This window comes from Streptomyces sp. NPDC026538 (genome assembly GCF_055567535.1).
Window position 1 is genome coordinate 464,864 of sequence record NZ_JBVHQG010000006.1, and the last position, 22,588, is coordinate 487,451.

The following is a 22,588-nucleotide window of genomic DNA, read 5'->3' on the forward strand; positions in this document are numbered from 1 at the left end:
GGGCCGGCTGCGCCTTCCCACTCCGTGGAGGGGGGAAGGCGCAGCCGGTCCGTCGTCCGTCAGTCCGTGGTGGGGCGCGGGGCGCGCAGATGGGCCCGCTCGGCCAGTTCGCCCTCGTCGACCAGCTCGAGCATCGGCTTGCCCGGCGCGCACATCATGGTCACCACGAACCGGGTCCGCCCATCCGTGAGGGCGTTGCCGTCCTGGTAGTGGATCACGTCACCGCCCGGCTCCCAGAACGTCCCGCCGGCGTCGACCACCCGCTCGGGCTCGCCCTCCAGCTCGAAGCGCACGGCGCCCTCGACGACGTACCCGAACGCGGGTCCGGAGTGGCGGTGCGGCGGGGTCCCCGGGTCTCCGGGCTCCCACTCGACGTAGATGGTCATCGCCGAGGCCCCCTCGGGGACGGTGATCGGCGCGGCGTCCTGCAACACCGTCAACGCCGTCTTCCACCCCTCCGGGCGCGGCTGCCCGCCGGGCCCGTGCGCTGCGTCCTTGTCCGACATGGTCGGGCACCTCCATGGATTCGTCGTCCCTCGGTACCGGCCTCAGCAACGGATGACCGAGCACACTGGATCTGTGACACGGCGGAACGGTTCATACCCCTCCGTGCCGTTCTGTGAGGTGCCAGCTTGTAGCATGATGATCCAAGTCTGGAGGACATCCATGCGCGGCGGTGAGAACGGGGGCTCGGGCTCCCTCGACCAGGCGACGAAGGAATTCCTTGCCGCGCGTCCACAGCTCTTCGGTATCGCGTATCGCGTGGTCGGCAGCGCCGTGGAGGCGGAGGACATCGTCCAGGAGGCCTGGCTGCGGTGGCAGAACACCGACCGTGCGGGCATCCGTGAGCCGGCCGCGTTCCTGGCCACGGTCACCACCCGGCTGGCGATCAACTTCACCCAGTCCGCCAAGGTACGCCGGGAGTCGTACGTCGGCCCCTGGCTTCCCGAGCCCGTCGACACGAGCACGGACCCACAGCTGGGCGCGGAACGCGCGGAGGCACTCGACCTGGCGGTTCTCCTCGTCCTGGAGAAGCTGAACCCCGTGGAGCGGGCCGCCTACGTGCTGCGGGAAGCGTTCGACTACACGTACGGGCGGATCGCGGACATCGTGGAGACCAGCGAGGCCAACGCGCGCCAGCTGGTGAGCCGTGCCCGCAGGCGGCTGACGGCGGAGCGCCGGGAACCGGTGGACTCCGCCGAGCACCGGCGATTCCTGGAGGTGTTTCTCGCCGCCGCGCAGAACGGCCGTCTCTCGGTACTCGAAGAGGTGCTCACCGAGGACGTGGTCAGCTACGCCGACGGCGGCGGAATGCGTGGGGCGTCCAGGATTCCGGTCATCGGGCTCCCGCATGTCTCCCGGTACCTCGTGGCCTTCGCACCGCGTTTCTGGTCCCAGACGGACGTCCGCTGGGTCGAGGCCAACGGCAGGCCGGCGGTCCTGATCTCGGCCGGCGGGAACCCGGTGGCGCTGCTGTCGGTCGATGTGTCGGCACGCGGCATCGAACGCATCATGTGGGTGATGAACCCGGCCAAGCTGGCCCCCTACGTGTCGTCGCTGGACGGCTGAGCCCCCTCGTCCAACAGGCCGCACGCACGGGCGGCAGAGGATGATTTTCCCGGGCTCCCCGGACGGGCTGTCACAGGCGGAAGGGCTGTCCGGTCTCTTCTGGTGCAGACACCAGAAGCACTCCGAGAGGAACTCCGTCATGAAGGTCGTCGTGATCGGTGGCACCGGGCTCATCGGTTCGAAGCTCGTCACCAGGCTGGGCGAGGACGGGCACGAGGCGGTCGCGGCCGCGCCCAGCACCGGCGTCAACACGCTCACCGGGGAGGGGCTGGCCGAGGTCCTCGAGGGCGCCTCGGTGCTGGTCGACGTGTCCAACTCCCCTTCGTTCGAGGACCGGGCCGTCCTGGACTTCTTCCGCACCTCCACGGCCAACCTCCTGCAGGCCGAGGCGGACGCCGGCGTGCGGCACCATGTGGCGCTGTCGGTGGTGGGCACCGACCGGCTCCAGGAGAGCGGCTACTTCCGGGCCAAGAAGGCCCAGGAGGATCTGATCAAGGCGTCCGGCATCCCGTACTCCCTCGTCCACGCCACCCAGTTCTTCGAGTTCGCGAAGGGGCTGGCCGACGGGATGACCGAGGGCGACACCGTGCGCCTGCCGGACGCCAAGATCCAGCCCCTCGTCTCCGACGACGTGGCCGCGGCCGTGGCCCGCGCCACGGTGGGCGCGCCGGTCAACGGCGTGGTGGAGGTCGGCGGCCCCGAGGCGTTCCAGCTCGAGGAGTTCATCCGGATCGCGCTGGACGCGGCGAACGACCCCCGCAAGGTCGTCACGGACCCGCAGGCGCGGTACTGGGGAGCCGAGCTGCGGGAGAACACGCTGCTGCCCGCTCCGGACGCGAGCCTCGGCGAGGTCAGGTTCACCGACTGGCTCGCGCGGCAGCGGTAGGCGCCGACGGGTGGTGGCCCCCGTGGGAAGGGAGACGGGGACCGCCACCCGGCCACCGAGCACACTCGAGAACCCCGCGGATGCCACGGCGCTGCGTGCGGGCCCTACGCACCGCGGCTCACGACGCGCCGACCAGCACCACGGTGACGCACAGGGCCATCACCACGGTGATCAGGATCATCGCGGTCAGCGTCCCGCGCAGCCAGTGTCCGAAACGGGCGCGATGCCGCTGTTCGACCACGTCAATGGTCACGGCGATGTGCTCCGTCACCATGCGGGCCACATAGGTCTGTTCGGCGAGGTACCAGCGTTCGATGTCCGTCCGCTGGTCCTGCGTCAGTCCCGGCTCCTGCGCGGTGAAGTCCGCGACCCGCCGGCGTGCCGCCCGCAGATGGGCCTGCTGGTAGAGGAAGTCCTGGATGTCGGTCAGGCCGCGGGCGGCCTCCTCGTTCGTGTCCATGGTGTGCTCCCCAGGTGAGGCGGCGGCTGTCCGGCCGGTCACTGGGTGTGGGCGCGGGGTACGCGCGTCAGCGCCGGGGAGGAGAGCAGCGCGCACGAACGGTCGGGCCGGGACTGGTCGGGCCGGCGAACTCACGAACGCCGCGCAGAGAGCTGGAACAGACAACGTGAACGACCAGCGTGGCAACATCCGCGGGAAGCCGCAAGGGCACCGGCGCAGCGGTGTCCTGGGCGTCTCCCCCGCGCGCCCGAAGGACGGCCGGCGCGGTCCGCTCCACGAACTACGTCAATTGACGGAACCGGTCCCGGCGGCGGCCGTCCAGCTTTCTTCGCGGGCTACGCTGCGCCGCCGACCGGGGCATTCCACAGGTCGCGCAGGAGTGCGATCTCGGCCATGTGGTGGACGAGTTCGAGGTTGGTCTCCCACAGCACGTCGATGAACGGATCGCCGGGGTCGGAGCCGGACGGGTGCTGCGAGAAGCCCGGAGACCGGCGACCCGTCGGCACGGGGCGCCGACGGATTTCGGAGCGGGCGGCCCACGGCCGCTGAACGGTCAGCTGTCGTAGTCGACCGTCAGCTTCTCGGAGACCGGGTACGTCTGGCAGGTCAGCACGTAGCCCGCCTCCACCTCGGCGGGCTCGAGGGCGTAGTTGCGGCGCATGTCGGCTTCACCGTCCGTGATCCGTGCCCGGCAGGTGCCGCAGACGCCGCCCTTGCAGGCGAAGGGGAGGTCCGGGCGGATGCGGGCGGCGGAGTCGAGGAGTGCCGTGCCGCGCGGCAGCCGGGCGGTGGTGGAGCGGCCGTCGAGGGTGACGGTGACCTCGCTGGCCGGGCCCGTCGCCGCCGCCTCCTCGTGGCGGACGGGTTCGATCGGCTCGTCGGCGAAGAAGAGCTCCTGGTGGATCCGTCCGCCGGGGACGCCCAGTCCGGCCAGGACCTGCTGGGCGTCGAGCACCATGCCGTGCGGTCCGCACAGCCACCAGTGGTCGGCGGAGGGTACGTCGATCAGCCCCGCGACGAGGGCGGCGAGGCGGTCGCCGTCGAGGCGGCCGGAGAGGAGTTCGGCTTCGCGGGGCTCGCGCGACAGGACGTGGGCGAGGTGGAAACGGGTGCGGTACTCGTCCTTCAGGTCGGCCAGTTCGTCGGCGAACATCACGGTGTCGGTGCGCCGGTTGCCGTAGAACAGCGTGACCCTGGAGCGGTCGTCGGCCGCCAGGACGGACTCGGCGATGGACATCATGGGGGTGATGCCCGAGCCCGCGGCGATCAGCACATGGTGGCCGGGCACCGTGAGGTCGGGGGTGAAGGCTCCGGTCGGGGCCATCACCTGCACGGTGTCGCCGGGCCGCACCTCGTGGACCAGCCAGGAGGAGAAGAGCCCGCCGGGCACCTCCCGGACGCCGATGCGGGGCGGTGCGCCGACCGGGGAGCAGATCGAGTAGGAGCGCCGCTCGTCGCGCCCGTCGATCTCACGGCGCAGGGTGAGCGACTGACCGGGGCCGAAGGCGAACTCCTCCGCCAGGGCCGCGGGGATGTCGAAGGTGACGGCCACGGCGTCCTCGCACAGGCGCGTGACGGCGGCGACGCGCAGGGGATGGAAGGCTGGGCGGCGCCGGCGGACTGTCGTCGCGGGGGCACCGGCGGTCGGTGCCATCAGCTCTGCCATCAGATCTCCTTGACGTACTCGAACGGCTCGCGGCAGGCCAGGCACCGCCACAGCGCCTTGCAGGAGGTGGCCGCGAAGCGGGAGGTCTCCTCGGTGTCGGCCGATCCGCAGCGCGGGCAGGTGACCGTGCGCCGGGTCGGTGACAGGTTCAGCGGGACGGGACCGGTGGGCTGCCGCGGTGCCGTCGTGGGCGGTGCGATGCCGTGTGCGGCGAGCTTGCGGCGCCCTTCGGGGGTGATCCAGTCGCTCGTCCAGGGCGGGTCGAGGACCGTACGGATCTCGACGCGCTCGAACCCGGCGTCCCGCAGGCGGGCGGCGACGCCGGCCCGCATCTCGGCCATGGCGGGGCAGCCCGAGTAGGTGGGGGTGAGACCGGCGACCACCGTGCCGTCGGCCTCGATCGTCACGGTCCGCAGTACCCCGAGGTCGGCCAGGGTGAGCATGGGAAGTTCGGGGTCGGGGACCTGCTCGGCGAGGTGCCGGGCCCGCCGGACGTCGGACAGGACGGTCACCATGTCGCCTCCGGGTGGGCGCGGGCCACGCTCTGCAGCTCGGCCAGGAGCGGGGCGAGGTGTTCGGTGTGTCCGCCGTGCCGGCCGTGGCCGGGCAGGGGTGCGGTGTGCGGCACGGGGAGTCCGGCCGCGTCGAGGACCTGCTGGAGATCGGCGAGGACCGCCTCGCGCACGTCCTGCGCGGCGAACAGTTCCTCCCAGTAGGGAGCCTGTGATTCCAGGGCGGTCAGCATGCGCGCGCGGGACTCGTCGGTGCCGTCGCCCAGGCGTACGACCCATTCGGCGGCGTACTGCCGGTGGTAGGTCAGCTCCTTCACGCCCTTGGCCGCGATCGCCGCGAGCACCGGGTCGGGCGCGGAGGCCAGTTCGGTGAAGTGGGCGAGGCGCCAGCTGGCGAACACCAGCAGCCGCAGGACGGAGAAGGCGAAGTCGCCGTTGGGGAGTTCGGCGAGGCGTACGTTACGGAAGTCGCCGGCGTCGCGGAAGTAGGCGTAGGCGTCCTCCGTACGGCCGGTGCCGTCCACCTGGCCGCAGCGCGCGTACAGCAGGCGTGTCTGGCCGAGCAGGTCGAGCCCGATGTTGGCCAGCGCCACCTCCTCCTCCAGCTCGGGGGCGCGGGTGACCCATTCGGCGAGCCGCTGGGCCAGGACCAGGGCGTCGTCGCCGAGCGCCAGGCAGTGGCCGGCCAGCGCGGGGGCGTCGACGCCCTCGGGTACGGCAGTGTCGACGCCGTACAGCGGGTCTTCGAAGCCGGTGCCGAAGGCCCAGCGGGCGTCGCCGTCGTCGTGGCCCTCGGCCAGCGACAGGTAGACGTGGTCGTCGCTCATCACCGGCTCCTAGATGTGCGGGACATCGTCGGGGATGTCGTAGAAGGTCGGGTGCCGGTAGACCTTGTCGGCGCTGGGGGCGAAGAAGGGGTCCTTCTCGTCCCGGCTGGAGGCGGCGATGCGGTCCGAGCGCACGGCCCAGATGCTGACGCCTTCGTTGCGCCGGGTGTACAGGTCGCGGGCGTGGGTGAGGGCCATCTCGTCGTCCGCGGCGTGCAGTGAGCCGACGTGCACGTGGTTGAGGCCGCGCTTGCCGCGGATGAACACCTCGTACAGGGGCCAGTTCTCCGAGTCGCTCATGCGACTGCCTCCTTACGTGCCCGGGCGGCCTGCTTGGCGGCGTGCGCGCCGGCGGCCGCACGCACCCAGGCGCCCTCCTCGTGGGCCTCGCGCCTGCGCTGCATCCGCTGTGCGTTGCAGGGGCCGTTGCCGCTGATGACTTCCTTGAGTTCGGAGAAGTCGGGGGTGCCGAAGTCGTGCCGGCCGCGCTCCTCGTTCCAGCGCAGTTCGGGGTCGGGCAGGGTCACGCCGAGCCTGGCCGCCTGGGGCACGGTCATGTCGACGAAGCGCTGGCGCAGTTCGTCGTTGCTGTGCCGCTTGATCTTCCAGGCCATCGACTGCGCGGAGTTGGGCGAGTCGTCGTCGGGCGGACCGAACATCATCAGGGACGGCCACCACCAGCGGTCCACCGCGTCCTGCACCATCTCCCGCTGGGCGTCGGTGCCGCGCATCATCGTCATCAGCAGTTCGTAGCCCTGCCGTTGGTGGAAGGACTCCTCCTTGCAGATCCGCACCATCGCGCGGGCGTAGGGCCCGTACGAGCTGCGGCACAGGGGGACCTGGTTGCAGATGGCCGCGCCGTCGACGAACCAGCCGATGACCCCGACGTCCGCGAAGCTGGGCGTGGGGTAGTTGAAGATCGACGAGTACTTCTGGCGGCCTTCGAGGAGGCGCTGGGTGAGTTCCGCCCGGTCGATGCCCAGGGTCTCGGCGGCGGAGTACAGGTACAGGCCGTGGCCGGCCTCGTCCTGGACCTTGGCGAACAGGATGGCCTTGCGGCGCAGCGAGGGCGCCCGGGTGATCCACTCGCCCTCCGGCTGCATGCCGATGATCTCCGAGTGCGCGTGCTGGGCGATCTGCCGGACCAGGGTCCTGCGGTAGCCCTCCGGCATCCAGTCGCGAGGTTCGATCCGCTGGTCGCGCGAGATCGTCGTCTCGAAAAGGGACTCCAGGTCGTGCTCGGCGTCCCTTCCGGCCGCTTCAGTCATCTCCACCCACTCCCTACCGACCATTCGTTCGGTTCATCATAAGGTATGCACTCCCTGATCTGGCAAGGGCCGCACCGGATCGGTGCCCGGCAAAAGACGACCGTCCGCGCGGGCCGGCGTCCACCGGGGACGGTGCGCACGGTGCCGGGCCGGCCCACGCCGGTCACCAGGTGTAGAAGCCCCGGCCCGTCTTCTGTCCGAGTTCGCCGCGGGCCACCTTCTCGCGCAGCAGCCGCGGCGGTGCGAAGCGGTCACCGAGGGTGGCGTGCAGGTGTTCGGCGATGGCGAGCCGGACGTCGAGCCCGACCAGGTCGGTCAGGCGCAGCGGCCCCATGGGGTGCTTGTAGCCGAGCCGCATCGCGTCGTCGATCGCCTCGGGCGCGGCGACGCCCTCCTCGACCATGCGGATCGCCTCCAGCCCCAGGACCAGGCCGAGCCGGCTGCTGGCGAAGCCGGGCGAGTCCTTGACCACCACGTCCTGCTTGCCCAGCGCCCTGGTCCACTCCAGAGCGGCCCGCACGGTGTGCTCGGCGGTGTCGGGGGCGACGACGATCTCGACGAGTGCGGAGGCGGGCACCGGGTTGAAGAAGTGCATCCCGAGAAACCGTTCCGGTCGCCTGAGCACGGCGGCGAGGTCGGTGACCGACAAGGAGCTGGTGTTGGTGGCCAGGACGGTCGTGTCGCCCACCGCCTCCTCGGCGGCCTTCAGCAGGCGGGCCTTGAGCGCCGCGTCCTCCGGTACCGCTTCCACGACCAGTTCGGTCCCCGGTGACAGGGCGTCCACCGTGGGCACGACGGTCACCCGGGCGGCCACCCGCTCCGCGGGCTCGCTCAGGTGGCCGCGCTCCCCGGCCCGCCGGAGGCTGCCGCCGATCCGCTCCAGCGCCGCGGCGGCGGCCTCCGCCCCGCTCTCCACCACCGTCACGGCGGAGCCGGCGGTGGCGAAGGACTGGGCGATCCCCGCGCCCATCCGGCCGCCGCCGATGACGGCGACGGTGTCGGGTGCCGAGGTCATGCGCGACTCCTCTTCTCGAGAAAACGTGTCATGCGGTCCTTCTTGTCCGCGCCCTCGAACAGCACGGCCTGCGCCAGGTCGTCGGCGACCGGGTGGGCCCCGGGCGAGTCGACGACGAGCTTGGTCAGCCGCAGGGCCGTGGCCGAGGACCGCGCCATGCGGTCGAGCAGCGCGTGGGCGCTCTCCAGCAGTTCCTCGGCGGGAACGACCTCCATGACCAGACCCGCGGCGAGCGCCGCCGGGGCGTCGAGGTTGCGGCCGGCGAGCAGGATCTGCTTGGCGACCGACTCCCCGACCAGTTCGGGCAGCCGCCAGCAGGCGCCGGCCGCCGCGAGGATGCCGAGACCCGGCTCGGGGTTGCCGAAGACGGCACCGGGGCCGGCGATCCGCAGGTCGCAGGCGTAGGCCAGCTCGGCCCCGCCGCCCAGCGCCCAGCCCTCGACAGCGGCCAGGGTGGGCATGGGCAGCCGCCGGACGCGTTCGAACAGTCGGCTGTTGATGCCCTGGAGCGCCTCGTCGCGGCCGCGCTCCAGCAGCTCGGCGATGTCGGCGCCGCCCGCGAAGACCCCGCCGTGGCCGGTCAGGAGGAGCAGCCTGGGCTCGCGCTCCAACCGCTCGCACACCTGGTGCAGTTCGCTGATCATGCGGCCGCTGATGGCGTTGCGGGCCTCGGGACGGTGGAGGGTGACGACGACCCGGTCGGCCCGCTCCTCCACCAGCAGCGTGTCGTACGACGAAGACGTGGTCACACCCGCTCCACCAGCAGTGCGACGCCCTGACCCACGCCCACGCAGAGCGTGGCCAGGCCGCGGCGGCCGTTCTCGCGTTCCAGGCGGCCCAGGAGGGTGAGCAGGATGCGGGCGCCGGAGCAGCCCAGCGGATGCCCGAGGGCGATGGCGCCACCGTCGGCGTTGACCTTGTCCTCGTCGAGCTTGAGACGGCGGATGACGGCCAGGGCCTGTACGGCGAACGCCTCGTTGAGTTCCACGGCGTCCAGGTCGCCGGTCTGCCAGCCGGCCCGGGCCAGCGCCTTCTCGGTGGCGGGGACCGGTCCCAGCCCCATGAGGTTGGGCTGTACCCCGGCGGAGGCCGAGGCGACGATCCGGGCCCGGGGGGTGAGGCCGTAGCGCTCCACCGCCTCGGCACTGGCGACCGTCAGGGCCGCCGCGCCGTCGGACAGCGGGGAGGACGAGCCCGCGGTGACGATGCCGTTCTCGCGGAAGACGGTCCGCAGGGAGCCCAGCTTCTCCAGGGTGGTGCCGGGGCGGGGGCCCTCGTCCCGGGTCACCTCGCCGTCACGCACGGGGACGGGGACGATCTCGCGGTCGAAGCGGCCCGCATCCTGGGCGGCCACGGCCCGCTGGTGGCTGCGCAGGGCGAAGGCGTCGGACTCGGCGCGGGTGATGCCGTCCAGGGCCGCGACCTCCTCCGCGGTCTCGCCCATGGACAGCGTGACCTTGACCGCCTCCGGTCCGGCGTCCCCGGGGACGGCACGGTCGGCGGCGGTGAAGCGCGGGTTGGTGAACCGCCAGCCCAGCGCGGTGTCGTGCACCTGACCCGGCTTGGCCCACGGAGTGCCGGGCTTCTCCATCACCCAGGGCGCCCGGGTCATGGACTCCACTCCCCCGGCGACCACCAGGCCGGCCTCCCCGGCGCGGATCGTCTGGGCCGCCGAGGCCACCGCGGTCAGGCCGGACGCGCACAGGCGGTTGACGGTGTAGCCGGGCACGGTGTGCGGCAGGCCGGCGAGCAGCACCGCCATCCGGGCCACGTCCCGGTTGTCCTCCCCCGCCTGGTTGGCGGCTCCGAGAACGACCTCGTCCACGGCCTCGCCGGGCACTCCGGCGCGCCGCACGGCCTCGGCGACGACGAGGGCGGCGAGGTCGTCGGGGCGGACGGCGGCCAGGGCACCGCCGTAGCGGCCCTGCGGGGTGCGGGCCCCGTCGATCAGGTAGACGTCCGGCATCAGGCGGCCTCCCTGCCCCTCGCGGCGTACTCGCCGTAGACGGATCTGCTCGGTGACTCCGGGTACGGGGACCGGTGATCGCGGCTCGCGACGGCGTCCGCCGCACGCTCGATCGGCGTGCGGTGACGGGCGAGGCAGTCGGGCCTCTCAGGGGTCTTCTGCGGCATGCGGCACACCTCTTGACATGCGGGGGTCTCGCTGGATTACCTTGACCACACCGCACGCTAACCGAATGTTCGGTCGGTCCACAAGGTGGTGGAAATGACGACCCGGGTACCGGATACGACGCCTGGCCCCGTCGAGACGATGTTCGCCGCGGACGAGGCGTCACAGGGGCTCGGCATCGAGCTGCTCGAGCACGGCGAGGGAACTGCCGTACTGCGGATGACCGTGGCGCCCTCGCAGGTCAACGGGCACCGGATCGCCCACGGCGGCTATCTCTTCCTCCTCGCCGACACCGCGTTCGCCTGTGCCTGCAACAGCCACGGTCCCGTGACCGTCGCCGCCGGCGCCGACATCGACTTCATCGCGCCCGCGTACGAAGGCGATGTGCTGGTGGCCACGGCGCGGGAGCGCGTTCGGTTCGGCCGCAGCGGTGTCTACGACGTGAGCGTTGTGCGCGGAGAGGAAGTGATCGCGGAGTTCCGCGGCCGCAGTCGCACCCTCCGCGCGCGGATATGGGAGCCGTGATGAGCAGCGAAGTGATCGCGCCCGAGCCGAGGGCCACCCGCCGGGGGGAGCCGCTCCCCGAGGCGCTCCTGGACGACGCCGAGCGGATGTCCCGCGAGGAGCTGGCGTCGCTCCAGCTCACCCGGCTGCGCGCGACGCTGCGGCACGCGTACGACAACGTGGAGCTGTACCGCGAGAAGTTCGACGCGGCCGGTGTGCGGCCCGAGGACTGCCGGACCCTCGCGGACCTCGCCCGCTTCCCCTTCACGACCAAGGCGGACCTGCGGGACACCTACCCCTTCGGCATGTTCGCCGTCCCGATGTCCGAGGTGCGGCGCGTGCACGCCTCCAGCGGCACCACCGGCCGCCCCACCGTGGTCGGCTACACCGACAACGACCTGTCCATGTGGGCGGACGTCGTCGCCCGCTCCATCCGGGCGGCCGGCGGCCGGCCCGGGCACAAGGTGCACATCTCCTACGGCTACGGCCTGTTCACCGGCGGTCTGGGCGCCCACTACGGCGCGGAACGCGCCGGGTGCACCGTGATCCCCGCCTCCGGCGGCATGACCGCGCGTCAGGTGCAGATCATCCAGGACTTCCGTCCCGAGATCATCATGGTCACGCCCTCCTACATGCTGACCCTGCTCGACGAGTTCGAACGTCAGGGCATCGATCCCCGCTCCACCTCCCTGGAGGTCGGCATCTTCGGTGCCGAACCCTGGACGGAGGAGATGCGCCGTGAGATCGAGGAGCGCCTGGACATCCACGCGGTCGACATCTACGGGCTGTCCGAGGTCATCGGCCCGGGTGTCGCCCAGGAGTGCGTGGAGACCAAGGACGGACTGCACGTCTGGGAGGACCACTTCCTCCCCGAGGTGGTGGACCCGCTGACCGACGAGGTGCTGGCCGAGGGCGAGAGCGGTGAGCTGGTCTTCACCTCGCTCACCAAGGAGGCGCTGCCCATCATCCGCTACCGCACCCGGGACCTGACGCGGCTGCTGCCCGGCACCGCGCGTCCCGGACTGCGCCGGATCGAGAAGATCACCGGCCGCTGCGACGACATGATCATCCTGCGCGGGGTGAACGTCTTCCCCAGCCAGGTGGAGGAGATCGTGCTGCGCACGCCCGGCGTTGCCCCGCACTTCCAGATCCAGATCACTCAGCGGGGCCGGATGGACCACATGACGGTCCGCGTGGAGGCCAGGCCCGACGCCGGTCCCGCCGACCGTGAGGCCGCCGCGAGGACGATCGCCCAGGGCATCAAGGACGGCGTCGGCGTCACCGTGGCGGTCGACATCGTCGACCCGGAGACCCTGGAGCGTTCGCTCGGCAAACTCCGCCGGGTCAAGGACCTGCGCAAGGGCTAATACGCTGGCGGGCGGACGGCCGGGGTGCCTACTGTCCTGCGCATGCCCGAGTTGCAGCTGCTCCGCCCGGACCACGCCCCGGCGATCCTCGCCTTCGAGCAGGAGAACCGCGCCTACTTCGCGGCGTCCATCCCCGACCGCGGTGACGACTACTTCGCCCGGTTCGAGGAGCGGCACCGCGCGCTGCTCGCCGAACAGGCCGCCGGGATCTGCTACTTCCACGTGGTGGCCGACGATGCGGGCGAAGTGCTGGGGCGGGTCAACCTGTTCGACGTGGCGGACGGCGGCGCCGACCTCGGCTACCGGATCGCGGAGCGCGCCGCGGGGCGGGGGCTGGCGACCTGGGCCGCGCGGGAGATCTGCGGCCTCGCCGCCACCGGATACGGACTGACCTTCCTGCGGGCCGCGACCACCCTCGACAACACGGCGTCCCGGGCCGTCCTGGCCCGGGCCGGCTTCACCGTCACCGGCGAGACGCGGCTCTCCGGCCACCCCGGTCTGACGTATCTGCGCCGTCTGTAGGGGATTCACGGGAACATCCGGGCGGACCGCCTCGTTGCCTCAGGGCCGATCCCGTCCCCGACCCAGGGAGCATCGTGCCCGTATCCGCGTCCGTCACCGCCACCGTCCTCCCCGCACTCCCGTCCCTCCGCACGCAGGCCGACCGGCTCATCGCGTCGGGAGTGCACGAGATCGCCGGACTGTCCGCGGCCGAGGTCCGCGCCGCCGCCGCAACTCCTGCCGGGCCGGGTGCCCTGCTCGCCGTCCATCCGGAGCACGCCCCCGCCTCCGTGCTCGCGCCGCTGCTCCGGCACGACGGCAGGCCGGGGTTCGTCGTCACCGACATGACCGACGCCGATCTCTTCGCCCCGCTCGACACGATCGCGCTGCCCGACGCCCCGCTCTACGTCCTCACCGGTCTCGACCGGGGCGACCGGATGGCGAACTGGAGCCCGGACGAGGCGCTGCCCGCGCTCACCGCGCAGGACCGCACCCCGCTGCTGCTCAGCGAGGGCCTCCACTGGGTGCTGCAACAGCCCGCCGCCCTGGAACGCAACCACTGCTTCATGACCATCGGTTCGCGGCTGCGCAAGGCCAACGGCGCCCTGGACGCGCGCACTCCGGCGATCTGGATCAGCAACGGCACCGGACGGGACGGCCGTGAGCGCCGCAACGCGCCCAAGGTGGGCTGGTGCTGGGCCGGTAACCGGCACACCTGGCTGGGGTTCGCCTCGGCAGCAGGCCGCCGAGTCCGATAGGACGCGCCGCCGGGAGGGCCGCGGTGCTCGTGGCGCGCCGCGGCACCGCGGCCCTCCCGGAGCCGGTCAGCCGCTCACCGGCCTGCCGCGGCCCCACGCCCAGGCGAGGCGGTCGGCGCCGGACTGGTTGGTGGTGGCCAGCCAGGGGCGGGAGGTGTCGCCGATCAGCTTCTGGATCGAGTAGGTGTCGTCGGTGCGCAGGCCGGGCCAGTACACCGAGCCCATGCCGAGCTTGCGGAACAGGTCCGTGTCGGCCTGGATGAAGTTGACGGAGTTGTCGTCGGGCGTCGGCACGTTGTAGTCGAGGCCCGTGGTCATCGGGGCGCCGAACTCGTCGGCGACGGTCCGGCCCGCGCAGTCGCCGAGCCGCTCCTTCAGGTCGGCCGCCCACTGGTCGTAGGTGGCGTAGCTCTTCCAGAAGCCGTAGTGGTGCAGGGAGAGGTAGGTCCCCTTCAGACGCGGGTCGGCGCAGACGGTGGTGACGTGGTCGTTGTAGCCGGCGCCGCTGACGAAGACGCGGTCGTGCGGGACGGACGGATACGTCGCCAGCCACTGGGCGGCGAGGTCGGCCCACTCGGCGTCGGTGTAGCCGTGCGGCTCGTTCATCGGCTCGAAGTAGACGTGCGGGTCGTGCCGGTAGGCCTTCACGACGGTGTTCCACATCGGCCAGTAGGTGGCCTCGTCGTCGATGTAGCCGTCCTTGTTCGCGCCGGTGCCCTCCCAGTAGGAGACGATCACCTTGAAACCCTGCGCCGAGGCCGCGTCGATGACTCCGCGGTAGGACTTCCAGTAGGAGCCGTTCACCGTGTAGGGGTTGATGGGCAGCCGAACGGTGTTGGCCCCGAGGTTGGCGCGGAACGCCGCGATCACCCGGGTCGCCTTGGCGTAGGTCTGCGCGTAGCTGTCGGAGAGCGACAGGCCGGAGAGGACCACCGGGTCGTCGGCGTAGTTGTCGCGCGGGTCGGCCCAGTTGACGCCCTTGAACTGGCTGGTGCCGTGGCCCGGTACCGCGGCGGAGGCGGCGGCTGGGCTGCCGGTGAGGGTCGTGGCGCCGACCGCGGCGATCGCGACCGCCGCCAGGGCGGCGCGCTTGCGAGGGGTGATCCGGGTTCCGGCGGGGGTCTTGCGCATCAACGTGCCCTTTCAGGAGAAGGCGGCTCGGCGCGGCGGCTCGTTGCCCCGGTCGCATGTTCACGTAAACATCGACCGGGTGTGTTTACGTGAACATCCGCTGCACGACGCGGCACGGAGATCTCCCTCCGGGCTGGTCACACCGCGATGTTTACGTAAACTCGAAAGCGTCGGAATCGTGGCACCCGCTCCTGCGGCCGTCAAGGTTTCGCGCTCCGCGACATCCGGTACGTGAAGGAGACTTGAGGGGTGAGCCGATGGAGCTGAACGAGCCGGGGGCACCGGTCCCGTCGGCCACGGGCGGTGCGCTGCGGGGCGGTTCGGGGGTGCCGGGCGGGCGCCGGAAGCAGCGGGTCTCGATGGCGGACGTCGCCGAGCTCGCCGGTGTCTCCTCACAGACGGTCTCCCGGGTCTCCAACGGCCATGCCGGGGTCATCAGTTCCACCCGGGAACAGGTGCTGGCCGCGATGCGGGAGCTCGGCTACCGCCCCAACAGCGCGGCTCGCGCCCTGCGTTACGGCCGGTTCAACACCATCGGTGTGATCCTGTTCAGCCTCTCCTCGACAGGCAGCAGCCGTACCGTGGAGGCGATCGCCACCCATGCCGCGGCCGAGGGGTACGCGATCACCCTCATCCCCATCGACGTGGCCACGCAGGACAACGTGCTGGGGGCCTTCACGCGGATGGGCGAGCTGGCGGTGGACGCCGTGATCGTCATCATGGAGATCCATCTGCTCGACACCAGCACGGTCCAACTGCCGCCCGGCGTCCATGTGGTGGTCGTGGACTCGGACGCCGGGGACCGCTACAGCGTGGTCGACACCGACCAGGCCGACGGCGCCCGGAAGGCCGTACGGCATCTGCTGGAGCTGGGCCACCGGACCGTGTGGCATGTGACCGGTCCCGGGACGTCGTACGCGGGGCAGCGCCGCACCCAGGCCTGGCGGGCCGAGCTGGAGGAGGCCGGACGCCCGGTTCCGGCGCCGCTGCACGGCGACTGGTCGGCCGAGTCCGGTTACGCGGCCGGGCTCGCGCTGGCCCGGGAGCCCGACTGCACCGCGGTGTTCGCGTCCAACGACCAGATGGCCCTGGGTCTGCTGCGCGCCTTCCACGAACAGGGCCGGTCCGTGCCCGCCGACGTGAGTGTCGTGGGGTTCGACGACACCCCCGACGCGGCCTTCTTCATCCCGCCCCTCACCACCGTCCACCAGGACTTCGCCGAGGTCGGCCGCCGCTGCGTCGAGGGCGTCCTGCGCCAGATCCGCACCCGGGACGACTCCCGTCCCGGCACCGATCTCGTCCCGGCCCGTCTGGTGGTCAGGGACAGCACCGCGCCGCCGCGCAGTTCACCGGGGAGCGGCTGACCCGCCGTCTCAGCGGCGCCCCGGCCGGCTCAGGCGGCACCGGCCGACGTGCTCGCGGGGCGTCGGCCATGGCACCGAACCCGTCCGGCCCGGGCCCCCTGGGCCGCAGTCCCCCGGGGGCGTACACCCGAACGGGTCCGCGTCACGGGGGTCGAGGTGCGCCCGACCCGCCGGGGCGGGAGTTCGTGTTCGCGGCGCGGCGGCCGAGGGGCGGGTGAGGTACGCGGTGCGGGGTACCCGGCCGCCGAACGCGGTGACCGGCACCGCACGGACGGGAAGGTCAGGCGTCCAAGCTCCCATGTCCACGACGCATCCCGCCGAGCGCACCCGCAACGGCCGGGGCTGGTTCGAGCGGCTGGCGGAGACGGCCTCGAACGTCACCAGCTCCCTGCTGTTCATGTGTTTCTGCCTCACCCTGATCGCGGCCTTCGTCGCCGTCCATGCCGCGGGCCTCGACCTGAGCTGGCAGCTCCTCGTCGGTGATGTCATGACCTCCCTGAACCTGCTGCTGCTCGCCCTGCTCAAGAACTCCGAGCGCCGCGCGGAACACGCCATCCAGCGCAAGCTCGACAGCATCGCCGCCGCACTGCTCGATCAGCGGGAGGGCGACACCCCGGAGGAAGCGGCGGCGGAGCTGCGCAAGGTGATCCGGATGGAGGAGGAGCTCTGACCCCGCCGAGCCCGGTGAGCGGGCCGTACCAGGCGTCGGTCGTGTCCTCGTACCCTGTTCGACGTGCCTCCCACCTGCCTGCATCATGTCGCCGTCCTCGTGCTGGAGGGGGCGAAGCCCCTCGACGTGGGTATCCCGGCACAGGTGTTCACGACCCGGGCGAGCATGCCGTACGAGGTACGGGTGTGCGGTGCGGCGCCCGGACTGGTGACCGGCGGCGACGGGCTGTCGTACCACGTCGCTCACGGCCTCGACGCGCTGGAGTGGGCGGAGATCGTGTTCGTGCCCGGCTACCGGTTCCCGGACCGGGAGGACCCGCCGGTGGCGGTCGTCGACGCGCTGCTCGCCGCTCACGAGCGGGGCGCGCGGCTGGCGGCCATCTCGACGGGGGCCTTCGCGCTCGCCGCGACGGGACTGCTCGACGGCCGGCGCGCCACCACGCACTGGCACTACACGCGCGCGCTCGCCGAGAAACATCCGCTGGTCAAGGTCGACGAGAACGTGCTGTTCGTCGACGAGGGCAGCGTGCTGACGTCGGCCGGCGCCGCCTCGGGCATCGACCTGTGCCTGCACATCCTGCGCGGTGACCTCGGGGTGGCCGCGTCGAACCACGCGGCCCGGCGGCTGGTCGCGGCCCCCTACCGCAGCGGCGGCCAGGCGCAGTACGTGCCGCGCAGTGTGCCCGAGCCGCTGGGTGAGCGGTTCGCGGTGACCCGCGAGTGGGCGCTGCACCGGCTCGGCGAGCCGCTCACCCTCGACGCACTCGCCCGGCACGCGGGGGTGTCGGCCCGTACGTTCTCGCGGCGGTTCGTCGAGGACACCGGGTACACGCCGATGCAGTGGGTGATGCGTGCCCGGATCGACCTGGCCCGGGAGCTGCTGGAGCGGTCGGAGCGGAGCGTCGAGCAGATCGCCGACGACGTCGGTCTCGGCACGGGGGCGAATCTGCGGCTGCACTTCCAGCGGATTCTCGGTACGACGCCGAGCGACTACCGGCGCACTTTCACCAAGGGCGAGTAGCTACCCCAGGACGACGCCGGTCGAGCACGGGTTCACGCTCGGCCGCGCCGACGTTCCCCGGCGCCGGTCCGGATACGCGACCGCGGCCCGGACGCCGGGGGCGCTGCCGGCGCTCCTTCAGGGCCGGGCTCTGATAGGGGAAGTGCGGGAGGGTGCCGTCGGAGCTGATCCGGGGATCGGCCAGCAGCGCCCGTACGTTCTCGTAGCGCGTGACCAGCCACGGGGTGGTGCCGTCCCACAGCCGGACCCTGCTGATCGGGGCCAGGTTTTGCAGGGCGCGCAGGGCCGGCGGCGGGTCGAACGGACAGCCGGCCGCCCGGCTCATCGGGTAGTCCGGCACCTTGGTCGGCGATACGTCGGTGTCAGGTGCCGAGTAGTTGGTGCTCATGGGTTCTCCGCCCTCTCCGGAAAGGTGGTTCGGGAGGCAGGTCCTGCCTGCGGGAGGGGACATCGAGGAGCGGGCCCCGAGGTTCAGGCGGTCGGCGGTCCGCCACCGTCCTTGGTGGCGGACCGCGGATCGGTCCCGAGCATGCGCCGGATGATGGGCATGACCGTGTGCACGGCCACTCCCAGCACCTGCACGTCATGCTCGGGCAACCCGGCCAGCAGTTCGGCGACCCGGGCGTCCCCCGCCCGGCGGTGGTCGGCGAGGAGTTCACGCCCGGCGTCCGTGATGGTGACGAGGCGGACCCGCCCGTCCTCGGGATCGCTGATCCGCGATGCCAGACCCTGGGCTTCCAGCCGCTGCACCAGCACGGTCATCGACGGCTGGGTCACCCTCTCCGCCGCGGCCAGCGTGGTCAGCCGGACCGGGCCTTCCCGGCCGAGCCTGCCGAGCGTGGCGGCGGTGGTCAGGCTCATGCCCTGCCAGGTGGACATGAGGTACCGGACCAGACCGGTGGTCAGCTCGTGCAGTGCGGCCGCTACCTTCTGGGCTTCTTCTTCGGATGTCTCATCCATACCCATATTCATAACATGGTCTATATATAACGTCTATATAGATTGAGTAGTAAATGTCCATATCTATCGACGGCCCAGCCAGGACAAGGAGGAGCGGCGACCGGCATGACGACCCTCCGCAACTGGGGCATTACAGGATATATATAGACAAACTATATAGGCAGTGCTATAGATAGTGGCGAGCCCTGAGGGGCGCCGGACGGAGAAGGTGATGACCGTGACCTGCGCCTGCACCCCATCCCTCGCCTGGCCCCTGGCCCACCGCCCGGAAGCCGCCGGCGAGGCCCGCCGGATCACCAAGGACGTGCTCGCCCGATGGCGGGTGGCCGACGCCCCGGCCGACTCGGTGCTGCTGACCGTCTCCGAACTGGTCACCAACGCCGTGGAGCACGCCGAGCCGCCGCTGAACCTCAGGCTGAGCCATGACCTGTCCAGCCACCGGGTGCACATCGAGGTCTCCGACGGGGGCCCGGCGGCCACGGACGGTGACTGGGCGGCCAGTTGCACCCCCGAAGAGCACGGCCGCGGCCTGGAGATCATCGACTTCCTCACCACCGCACACGGCGACCGTCAGGAACGGGGCCACGCGATCCACTGGGCCGACGTGTACGCCGCCGCCTGACCACGGCTCGAGCCGCGAGACCCCTGGAAGAGGGCCCGGCCGACGGTGATCCCGGCGCTTCCCCCGGTCTCACGGCGGTTGGCGGGATCCTTTTGAACCGTGGCGATCTCGCCGCTGTCGTGTCCGGGCTCCGCCCGCGAACCTGGTGGCGTAGCGAAGGGACACCACTTATGACGCGTATCGCCATCAACGGATTCGGCCGCATCGGACGCAATGTGCTGCGCGCCCTGCTGGAGCGGGACAGCGACCTGGAGATCGTTGCCGTCAACGACCTCACGGAGCCCACCGCGCTGGCACGGCTGCTCGCCTTCGACTCCACGGCGGGCCGTCTCGGGCGCCCGGTGACCGTGGACGGGGACGTCCTCGTCGTGGACGGCCGCCGTATCAAGGTGCTCGCCGAGCGGGAACCGGCGCAGCTGCCGTGGGCCGCGCTCGGCGTGGACATCGTGCTGGAGTCGACCGGCCGCTTCACGTCGGCCAAGGCTGCCCGCGCCCACCTCGACGCCGGCGCCAGGAAGGTCCTGGTCAGCGCGCCGTCGGACGGTGCCGACGTCACGCTCGCGTACGGCGTGAACACCGGTGCCTACGACCCGGACACGCACACGGTCGTCTCCAACGCCTCGTGCACGACCAACGCGCTCGCGCCGCTCGCCGCCGTCCTCGACGAACTCGCCGGTATCGAGCACGGGTTCATGACCACGGTGCACGCCTACACGCAGGAGCAGAACCTGCAGGACGGCCCGCACCGCGACCCCCGTCGCGCCCGCGCCGCCGGTGTCAACATCGTGCCGACCACGACCGGCGCCGCCAAGGCGATCGGCCTGGTGCTGCCGAACCTCGACGGCAGGCTGTCCGGCGACTCGATCCGGGTGCCGGTCCCGGTGGGCTCGATCGTCGAGCTCAACACGACGGTCGCCCGTGACGTGACGCGCGACGACGTGCTGGCGGCGTACCGTGCCGCCGCGGAGGGGCCGCTCGCGGGCGTCCTCGAATACTCGGACGACGCGCTGGTCTCCTCGGACATCACCGGCAACCCGGCGTCGGCGATCTTCGACTCGGCCCTCACCCGCGTCGACGGCCGCCACGTCAAGGTGGTCGCCTGGTACGACAACGAGTGGGGCTTCTCGAACCGGGTGATCGACACCCTCGAACTGCTCGCCCGCTAGCGGGCCCGGCGCAGCGGCCGGCCGTCGTCGGACGGCCGGCCGCTTCGCGCTGCGCGTCAGCTCGCGGCCCCGGCGGGGTGTGCCGTCGCTTCCGCCGTGGCCTGCGGGACCCGTGCCGGGCGGATGCCGATCAGTGCCAGAGCGATGACCGCGGCCACCAGCATGCCGATCCCGCCGACGAGGGCGCAGGTGTGCAGGGCATCGGTGAAGCTCGCGCCGTAGGCGGCCTGGGCCTGTCCGGTGCTCTCGGGGGTGTTCAGGTGCAGGAAGGCTCCCGCCTGGATACCCACGCCGGACACCAGTCCGCCGACCTGCCCCTGGTCGGCGGGGCTCAGCCCGGACGAGGCGAGGTGTCCGGGCAGGGTGGCCAGGGTGCGGTGGGTGAGGATGACGCCGAAGACGGCCGGGCCGAGGGCGCTGCCGATCTGGCGGAGCGCGCTGTTGGCCGCGGCGGCGGTGCCCCCGAGCCGGTGCGGCAGGGCGTCCATGGCGATGGTGGTGATCGGCGCCATGGCGAGCGCGATGCCGATGCCGAGCACGCCGATGACCAGGGCGGCCTCGCCGGTGCCGGTGTCGGCCTGGAAGACGTTCATGACGAGGGCGCCGATCCCGCCGATCACCAGGCCGGTGACCAGTAGCAGGCCGGGCGTGGCCCGGTTCATCAGCCGCCCGACCAGCGGGCCGAGCACCACCGTGAAGCCGTTGATGGCGATGAGGCGGATGCCGATGTCCAACGTCGAGGCGTGGTGCACGAGCCCGAAGTACTCGCTCAGCGCGAAGACCAGGCCGACCTGGGCGAACAGGGTGACGGCCATGACGAGGGCCGCTCCCGAGAACGCCGCCGACTTGAACAGGCGCATGTCCAGCATCGGGCATGACGACCGGAGTTCCACGAGGACGAAGCCGACCGCGCCGACCGCGGCGGCCACGAAGGCGATCACTGCCCGGGCGGACGACCAGCCGTCGCTGCCGCCCTCGATGACGCCGTAGACGAGTCCGGTGATGGCGACGACGGCCAGCAGCTGCCCGGGGATGTCCAGGTGGCGTTCGCGCTCGGCACGGGAGTCGGTCAGTACGACGGCGCCGATCAACGCCGTGACCACCGCGAGCACGAGCGAGGGCAGGAAGATCCACCGCCAGCTCGCGTGCTCCACGATGACGCCGTTGACCACCGGGCCGAGGGTGAGTCCGAGGCCGAGGGCGGCCGTCCACAGGGCTATCGCCCGGGCGCGCTTGCGGGGGTCCGGGATGACATGGCCGATCAGGGCGAGCGTGGACGGCAGCAGCGCGGCCGTGCCGACGCCGGTGAGCGCCTGGCCCACACAGACCTGGACGACGCCGCCGGCGGTCAGGCACACCAGGCAGCCGAGGCAGAACAGCGCCAGCCCGGCCAGATACGTCTTCTTACGGCCGTACAGGTCCCCCACCATGCCGCAGGTCAGCAGCAGTGCCGCGGTCGGCAGGATGAAGGCGTCGGTGATCCACTGGAGCCCGACGGTGGAGGCGTCGAGTGCCTGTTGCATGACCGGCAGCGCGACGGAGACACCGACGACCGGCAGGTAGGAGACGAACACGCCCAGGCAGGCCAGCACGACGGTGACCGTGATGTGCCGGGTGCCCGTGTCGGGCGGCGCGGACGGGGACGCGGCAGGAGAAGGCATGGCCACAGGGCACCTCGAAGCAGTGGAGTGACAGGGCGACGTGCTGGGGCGGTGATCGGCGGCCTGTCGACTCCCGATCGACTGGCGCACCGCGGCTCTACCGCCGGTCCGACAGCGCGGACCCGGTCATGTCGATCCCGTCGGCGGGCCGCGCGGCGCCTGCGCGGTGGGTTCGGCCGGAATCTTCGTCGACGTGGGCCAGTTCTGTCGGGGCGAGCGCTACGGACCGTATACCGAGGCGTGGTCTGCGGAGATGCCCTTGGACCTGCAACCTAAGGTGAACGCCGCCGAAGCCTGCCCCACCGCACCCCGGAGAAGGGCGCCGCACCGCGGCACCCGGCCGGCGGTCCCGCGCCCGTCCCGACCTCGGTGACCAGCTCGGGCAGCTCACCGCGAGCGCCGAGCAGCAGTACCGGCACCACCTCTGCTGGGCAGCCCGCCTAGGGCCTGTCTGACAATTCCCGTCGTCGCCCGGAGGGCGGCCTCGCGGGGTCAGGTGCGTGCTCTCGGCGTGCCGGGCGTGGACCCTC

The 22,588-nt window shown here is 71.7% G+C and carries 26 protein-coding genes and 1 pseudogene; 11 read left to right on the forward strand and 16 right to left on the reverse strand.

Going from position 1 to position 22,588, the window contains the following annotated elements:
- Window positions 1-59: 59 nt before the first annotated feature.
- Complete coding sequence (locus ACZ4N4_RS25775; RefSeq protein WP_453576341.1) at window positions 60-506, reverse strand: cupin domain-containing protein; 447 nt, start codon at window positions 504-506, stop codon at window positions 60-62.
- A 160-nt stretch (window positions 507-666) separates the two neighbouring features.
- Between ACZ4N4_RS25775 and ACZ4N4_RS25780 the strand changes: the two genes are divergently transcribed.
- Both ACZ4N4_RS25780 and ACZ4N4_RS25785 read left to right on the forward strand, forming a co-directional pair.
- Entirely contained in the window at window positions 667-1,569 is a 903-nt protein-coding gene (locus tag ACZ4N4_RS25780; RefSeq protein ID WP_467592507.1) for an RNA polymerase sigma-70 factor, read from the forward strand.
- A gap of 139 nt (window positions 1,570-1,708) precedes the next feature.
- Entirely contained in the window at window positions 1,709-2,455 is a 747-nt protein-coding gene (locus ACZ4N4_RS25785) for an SDR family oxidoreductase (RefSeq protein ID WP_467592511.1), read from the forward strand.
- Window positions 2,456-2,573: 118 nt separating this feature from the next.
- Here ACZ4N4_RS25785 and ACZ4N4_RS25790 read toward each other — a convergent pair whose 3' ends face one another.
- The 11 genes and pseudogenes from ACZ4N4_RS25790 to ACZ4N4_RS25840 form a co-directional block, all read right to left on the reverse strand.
- Window positions 2,574-2,915: a hypothetical protein gene (locus ACZ4N4_RS25790; RefSeq protein ID WP_467592514.1), complete on the reverse strand. Its 342-nt coding sequence runs from the start codon at window positions 2,913-2,915 to the stop codon at window positions 2,574-2,576.
- A gap of 335 nt (window positions 2,916-3,250) precedes the next feature.
- Window positions 3,251-3,397: pseudogene (locus ACZ4N4_RS25795) on the reverse strand (DinB family protein); the annotation flags it as partial.
- 71 nt (window positions 3,398-3,468) lie between these two features.
- Window positions 3,469-4,569, reverse strand: a complete 1,101-nt coding sequence (gene paaE, locus ACZ4N4_RS25800; protein ID WP_467592861.1) for a 1,2-phenylacetyl-CoA epoxidase subunit PaaE — start codon at window positions 4,567-4,569, stop codon at window positions 3,469-3,471.
- Between the two features lie 11 nt (window positions 4,570-4,580).
- On the reverse strand, window positions 4,581-5,096 hold the full coding sequence (gene paaD, locus ACZ4N4_RS25805; RefSeq protein ID WP_467592516.1) for a 1,2-phenylacetyl-CoA epoxidase subunit PaaD: 516 nt from the start codon (window positions 5,094-5,096) through the stop codon (window positions 4,581-4,583).
- Window positions 5,090-5,920, reverse strand: a complete 831-nt coding sequence (gene paaC / locus ACZ4N4_RS25810; protein ID WP_467592518.1) for a 1,2-phenylacetyl-CoA epoxidase subunit PaaC — start codon at window positions 5,918-5,920, stop codon at window positions 5,090-5,092. The genes paaD and paaC overlap by 7 nt, the downstream gene beginning before the upstream one ends.
- A gap of 9 nt (window positions 5,921-5,929) precedes the next feature.
- Window positions 5,930-6,220: a 1,2-phenylacetyl-CoA epoxidase subunit PaaB gene (gene paaB, locus ACZ4N4_RS25815; protein WP_467592520.1), complete on the reverse strand. Its 291-nt coding sequence runs from the start codon at window positions 6,218-6,220 to the stop codon at window positions 5,930-5,932.
- Window positions 6,217-7,188, reverse strand: a complete 972-nt coding sequence (gene paaA / locus ACZ4N4_RS25820) for a 1,2-phenylacetyl-CoA epoxidase subunit PaaA (RefSeq protein ID WP_467592522.1) — start codon at window positions 7,186-7,188, stop codon at window positions 6,217-6,219. Before paaA ends, paaB begins: the two co-directional genes overlap by 4 nt.
- Window positions 7,189-7,351: 163 nt before the next feature.
- On the reverse strand, window positions 7,352-8,203 hold the full coding sequence (locus ACZ4N4_RS25825; RefSeq protein WP_453576320.1) for a 3-hydroxyacyl-CoA dehydrogenase family protein: 852 nt from the start codon (window positions 8,201-8,203) through the stop codon (window positions 7,352-7,354).
- A complete protein-coding gene (locus ACZ4N4_RS25830; RefSeq protein WP_453576318.1) occupies window positions 8,200-8,952 on the reverse strand; it encodes an enoyl-CoA hydratase/isomerase family protein in 753 nt (250 codons plus the stop codon). The genes ACZ4N4_RS25825 and ACZ4N4_RS25830 overlap by 4 nt, the downstream gene beginning before the upstream one ends.
- Window positions 8,949-10,169 carry a thiolase family protein gene (locus ACZ4N4_RS25835; RefSeq protein WP_467592525.1) on the reverse strand — a complete coding sequence of 407 codons (1,221 nt, stop codon included), beginning with the start codon at window positions 10,167-10,169 and terminating at the stop codon, window positions 8,949-8,951. Before ACZ4N4_RS25835 ends, ACZ4N4_RS25830 begins: the two co-directional genes overlap by 4 nt.
- Window positions 10,169-10,336, reverse strand: a complete 168-nt coding sequence (locus tag ACZ4N4_RS25840) for a hypothetical protein (protein ID WP_467592527.1) — start codon at window positions 10,334-10,336, stop codon at window positions 10,169-10,171. The genes ACZ4N4_RS25835 and ACZ4N4_RS25840 overlap by 1 nt, the downstream gene beginning before the upstream one ends.
- Before the next feature lie 94 nt (window positions 10,337-10,430).
- Here ACZ4N4_RS25840 and paaI point away from each other — a divergent pair, with 94 nt between their 5' ends.
- The 4 genes from paaI (at window position 10,431) to ACZ4N4_RS25860 (ending at window position 13,464) form a co-directional block, all read left to right on the forward strand.
- A complete protein-coding gene (paaI, locus tag ACZ4N4_RS25845; RefSeq protein ID WP_467592529.1) occupies window positions 10,431-10,859 on the forward strand; it encodes a hydroxyphenylacetyl-CoA thioesterase PaaI in 429 nt (142 codons plus the stop codon).
- Complete coding sequence (gene paaK, locus ACZ4N4_RS25850; protein ID WP_467592531.1) at window positions 10,859-12,205, forward strand: phenylacetate--CoA ligase PaaK; 1,347 nt, start codon at window positions 10,859-10,861, stop codon at window positions 12,203-12,205. Before paaI ends, paaK begins: the two co-directional genes overlap by 1 nt.
- A gap of 42 nt (window positions 12,206-12,247) precedes the next feature.
- Window positions 12,248-12,727, forward strand: coding sequence for a GNAT family N-acetyltransferase (locus ACZ4N4_RS25855; protein ID WP_453576307.1), 480 nt, complete (start codon window positions 12,248-12,250; stop codon window positions 12,725-12,727).
- A 74-nt stretch (window positions 12,728-12,801) separates the two neighbouring features.
- Window positions 12,802-13,464, forward strand: a complete 663-nt coding sequence (locus ACZ4N4_RS25860; RefSeq protein WP_453576304.1) for a DUF5701 family protein — start codon at window positions 12,802-12,804, stop codon at window positions 13,462-13,464.
- Between the two features lie 66 nt (window positions 13,465-13,530).
- On the opposite strand, the gene ACZ4N4_RS25865 is transcribed toward ACZ4N4_RS25860, so the two are convergent.
- The gene (locus ACZ4N4_RS25865; RefSeq protein ID WP_467592533.1) at window positions 13,531-14,595 is read right to left on the reverse strand and encodes a glycoside hydrolase family 5 protein; all 1,065 of its coding nucleotides are present in this window, start codon (window positions 14,593-14,595) and stop codon (window positions 13,531-13,533) included.
- Window positions 14,596-14,852: 257 nt separating this feature from the next.
- On the opposite strand from ACZ4N4_RS25865, the gene ACZ4N4_RS25870 reads away from it, so the two are divergent.
- The 3 genes from ACZ4N4_RS25870 to ACZ4N4_RS25880 all read left to right on the forward strand — a co-directional run bounded on the left by ACZ4N4_RS25870 (window position 14,853) and on the right by ACZ4N4_RS25880 (window position 17,649).
- Window positions 14,853-15,959 carry a LacI family DNA-binding transcriptional regulator gene (locus ACZ4N4_RS25870; RefSeq protein WP_453576299.1) on the forward strand — a complete coding sequence of 369 codons (1,107 nt, stop codon included), beginning with the start codon at window positions 14,853-14,855 and terminating at the stop codon, window positions 15,957-15,959.
- Between the two features lie 298 nt (window positions 15,960-16,257).
- Complete coding sequence (locus tag ACZ4N4_RS25875) at window positions 16,258-16,629, forward strand: low affinity iron permease family protein (protein ID WP_453576296.1); 372 nt, start codon at window positions 16,258-16,260, stop codon at window positions 16,627-16,629.
- Window positions 16,630-16,692: 63 nt separating this feature from the next.
- Entirely contained in the window at window positions 16,693-17,649 is a 957-nt protein-coding gene (locus ACZ4N4_RS25880; protein WP_453576293.1) for a GlxA family transcriptional regulator, read from the forward strand.
- Here the strand turns inward: ACZ4N4_RS25880 and ACZ4N4_RS25885 are convergent.
- The gene (locus tag ACZ4N4_RS25885) at window positions 17,633-18,037 is read right to left on the reverse strand and encodes a hypothetical protein (protein WP_467592535.1); all 405 of its coding nucleotides are present in this window, start codon (window positions 18,035-18,037) and stop codon (window positions 17,633-17,635) included. The two genes, ACZ4N4_RS25880 and ACZ4N4_RS25885, sit on opposite strands and share 17 nt — an antisense overlap.
- A gap of 83 nt (window positions 18,038-18,120) precedes the next feature.
- Window positions 18,121-18,609 carry a MarR family winged helix-turn-helix transcriptional regulator gene (locus ACZ4N4_RS25890; RefSeq protein ID WP_467592537.1) on the reverse strand — a complete coding sequence of 163 codons (489 nt, stop codon included), beginning with the start codon at window positions 18,607-18,609 and terminating at the stop codon, window positions 18,121-18,123.
- A 211-nt stretch (window positions 18,610-18,820) separates the two neighbouring features.
- Here ACZ4N4_RS25890 and ACZ4N4_RS25895 point away from each other — a divergent pair, with 211 nt between their 5' ends.
- Entirely contained in the window at window positions 18,821-19,231 is a 411-nt protein-coding gene (locus ACZ4N4_RS25895; protein ID WP_467592539.1) for an ATP-binding protein, read from the forward strand.
- Window positions 19,232-19,401: 170 nt separating this feature from the next.
- The gene (gene gap, locus ACZ4N4_RS25900) at window positions 19,402-20,397 is read left to right on the forward strand and encodes a type I glyceraldehyde-3-phosphate dehydrogenase (protein ID WP_453576280.1); all 996 of its coding nucleotides are present in this window, start codon (window positions 19,402-19,404) and stop codon (window positions 20,395-20,397) included.
- A 56-nt stretch (window positions 20,398-20,453) separates the two neighbouring features.
- Here the strand turns inward: gap and ACZ4N4_RS25905 are convergent, their stop codons facing one another.
- Window positions 20,454-22,058: an MFS transporter gene (locus tag ACZ4N4_RS25905; protein WP_467592542.1), complete on the reverse strand. Its 1,605-nt coding sequence runs from the start codon at window positions 22,056-22,058 to the stop codon at window positions 20,454-20,456.
- Window positions 22,059-22,588 lie beyond the last annotated feature (530 nt).

Bases quoted from the DNA above. Each gene is read 5' to 3' on its own strand.
- ACZ4N4_RS25775 (WP_453576341.1), bottom strand. From the start codon at position 506: ATGTCGGACAAGGACGCAGCGCACGGGCCCGGCGGGCAGCCGCGCCCG.
- ACZ4N4_RS25780 (WP_467592507.1), top strand. From the start codon at position 667: ATGCGCGGCGGTGAGAACGGGGGCTCGGGCTCCCTCGACCAGGCGACG.
- ACZ4N4_RS25785 (WP_467592511.1), top strand. From the start codon at position 1,709: ATGAAGGTCGTCGTGATCGGTGGCACCGGGCTCATCGGTTCGAAGCTC.
- ACZ4N4_RS25790 (WP_467592514.1), bottom strand. From the start codon at position 2,915: ATGGACACGAACGAGGAGGCCGCCCGCGGCCTGACCGACATCCAGGAC.
- paaE (WP_467592861.1), bottom strand. From the start codon at position 4,569: ATGGCACCGACCGCCGGTGCCCCCGCGACGACAGTCCGCCGGCGCCGC.
- paaD (WP_467592516.1), bottom strand. From the start codon at position 5,096: ATGGTGACCGTCCTGTCCGACGTCCGGCGGGCCCGGCACCTCGCCGAG.
- paaC (WP_467592518.1), bottom strand. From the start codon at position 5,920: ATGAGCGACGACCACGTCTACCTGTCGCTGGCCGAGGGCCACGACGAC.
- paaB (WP_467592520.1), bottom strand. From the start codon at position 6,220: ATGAGCGACTCGGAGAACTGGCCCCTGTACGAGGTGTTCATCCGCGGC.
- paaA (WP_467592522.1), bottom strand. From the start codon at position 7,188: ATGACTGAAGCGGCCGGAAGGGACGCCGAGCACGACCTGGAGTCCCTT.
- ACZ4N4_RS25825 (WP_453576320.1), bottom strand. From the start codon at position 8,203: ATGACCTCGGCACCCGACACCGTCGCCGTCATCGGCGGCGGCCGGATG.
- ACZ4N4_RS25835 (WP_467592525.1), bottom strand. From the start codon at position 10,169: ATGCCGGACGTCTACCTGATCGACGGGGCCCGCACCCCGCAGGGCCGC.
- ACZ4N4_RS25840 (WP_467592527.1), bottom strand. From the start codon at position 10,336: ATGCCGCAGAAGACCCCTGAGAGGCCCGACTGCCTCGCCCGTCACCGC.
- paaI (WP_467592529.1), top strand. From the start codon at position 10,431: ATGACGACCCGGGTACCGGATACGACGCCTGGCCCCGTCGAGACGATG.
- paaK (WP_467592531.1), top strand. From the start codon at position 10,859: ATGAGCAGCGAAGTGATCGCGCCCGAGCCGAGGGCCACCCGCCGGGGG.
- ACZ4N4_RS25855 (WP_453576307.1), top strand. From the start codon at position 12,248: ATGCCCGAGTTGCAGCTGCTCCGCCCGGACCACGCCCCGGCGATCCTC.
- ACZ4N4_RS25865 (WP_467592533.1), bottom strand. From the start codon at position 14,595: ATGCGCAAGACCCCCGCCGGAACCCGGATCACCCCTCGCAAGCGCGCC.
- ACZ4N4_RS25870 (WP_453576299.1), top strand. From the start codon at position 14,853: ATGGAGCTGAACGAGCCGGGGGCACCGGTCCCGTCGGCCACGGGCGGT.
- ACZ4N4_RS25875 (WP_453576296.1), top strand. From the start codon at position 16,258: ATGTCCACGACGCATCCCGCCGAGCGCACCCGCAACGGCCGGGGCTGG.
- ACZ4N4_RS25885 (WP_467592535.1), bottom strand. From the start codon at position 18,037: ATGAGCACCAACTACTCGGCACCTGACACCGACGTATCGCCGACCAAG.
- ACZ4N4_RS25890 (WP_467592537.1), bottom strand. From the start codon at position 18,609: ATGGATGAGACATCCGAAGAAGAAGCCCAGAAGGTAGCGGCCGCACTG.
- ACZ4N4_RS25895 (WP_467592539.1), top strand. From the start codon at position 18,821: ATGACCGTGACCTGCGCCTGCACCCCATCCCTCGCCTGGCCCCTGGCC.
- gap (WP_453576280.1), top strand. From the start codon at position 19,402: ATGACGCGTATCGCCATCAACGGATTCGGCCGCATCGGACGCAATGTG.
- ACZ4N4_RS25905 (WP_467592542.1), bottom strand. From the start codon at position 22,058: ATGCCTTCTCCTGCCGCGTCCCCGTCCGCGCCGCCCGACACGGGCACC.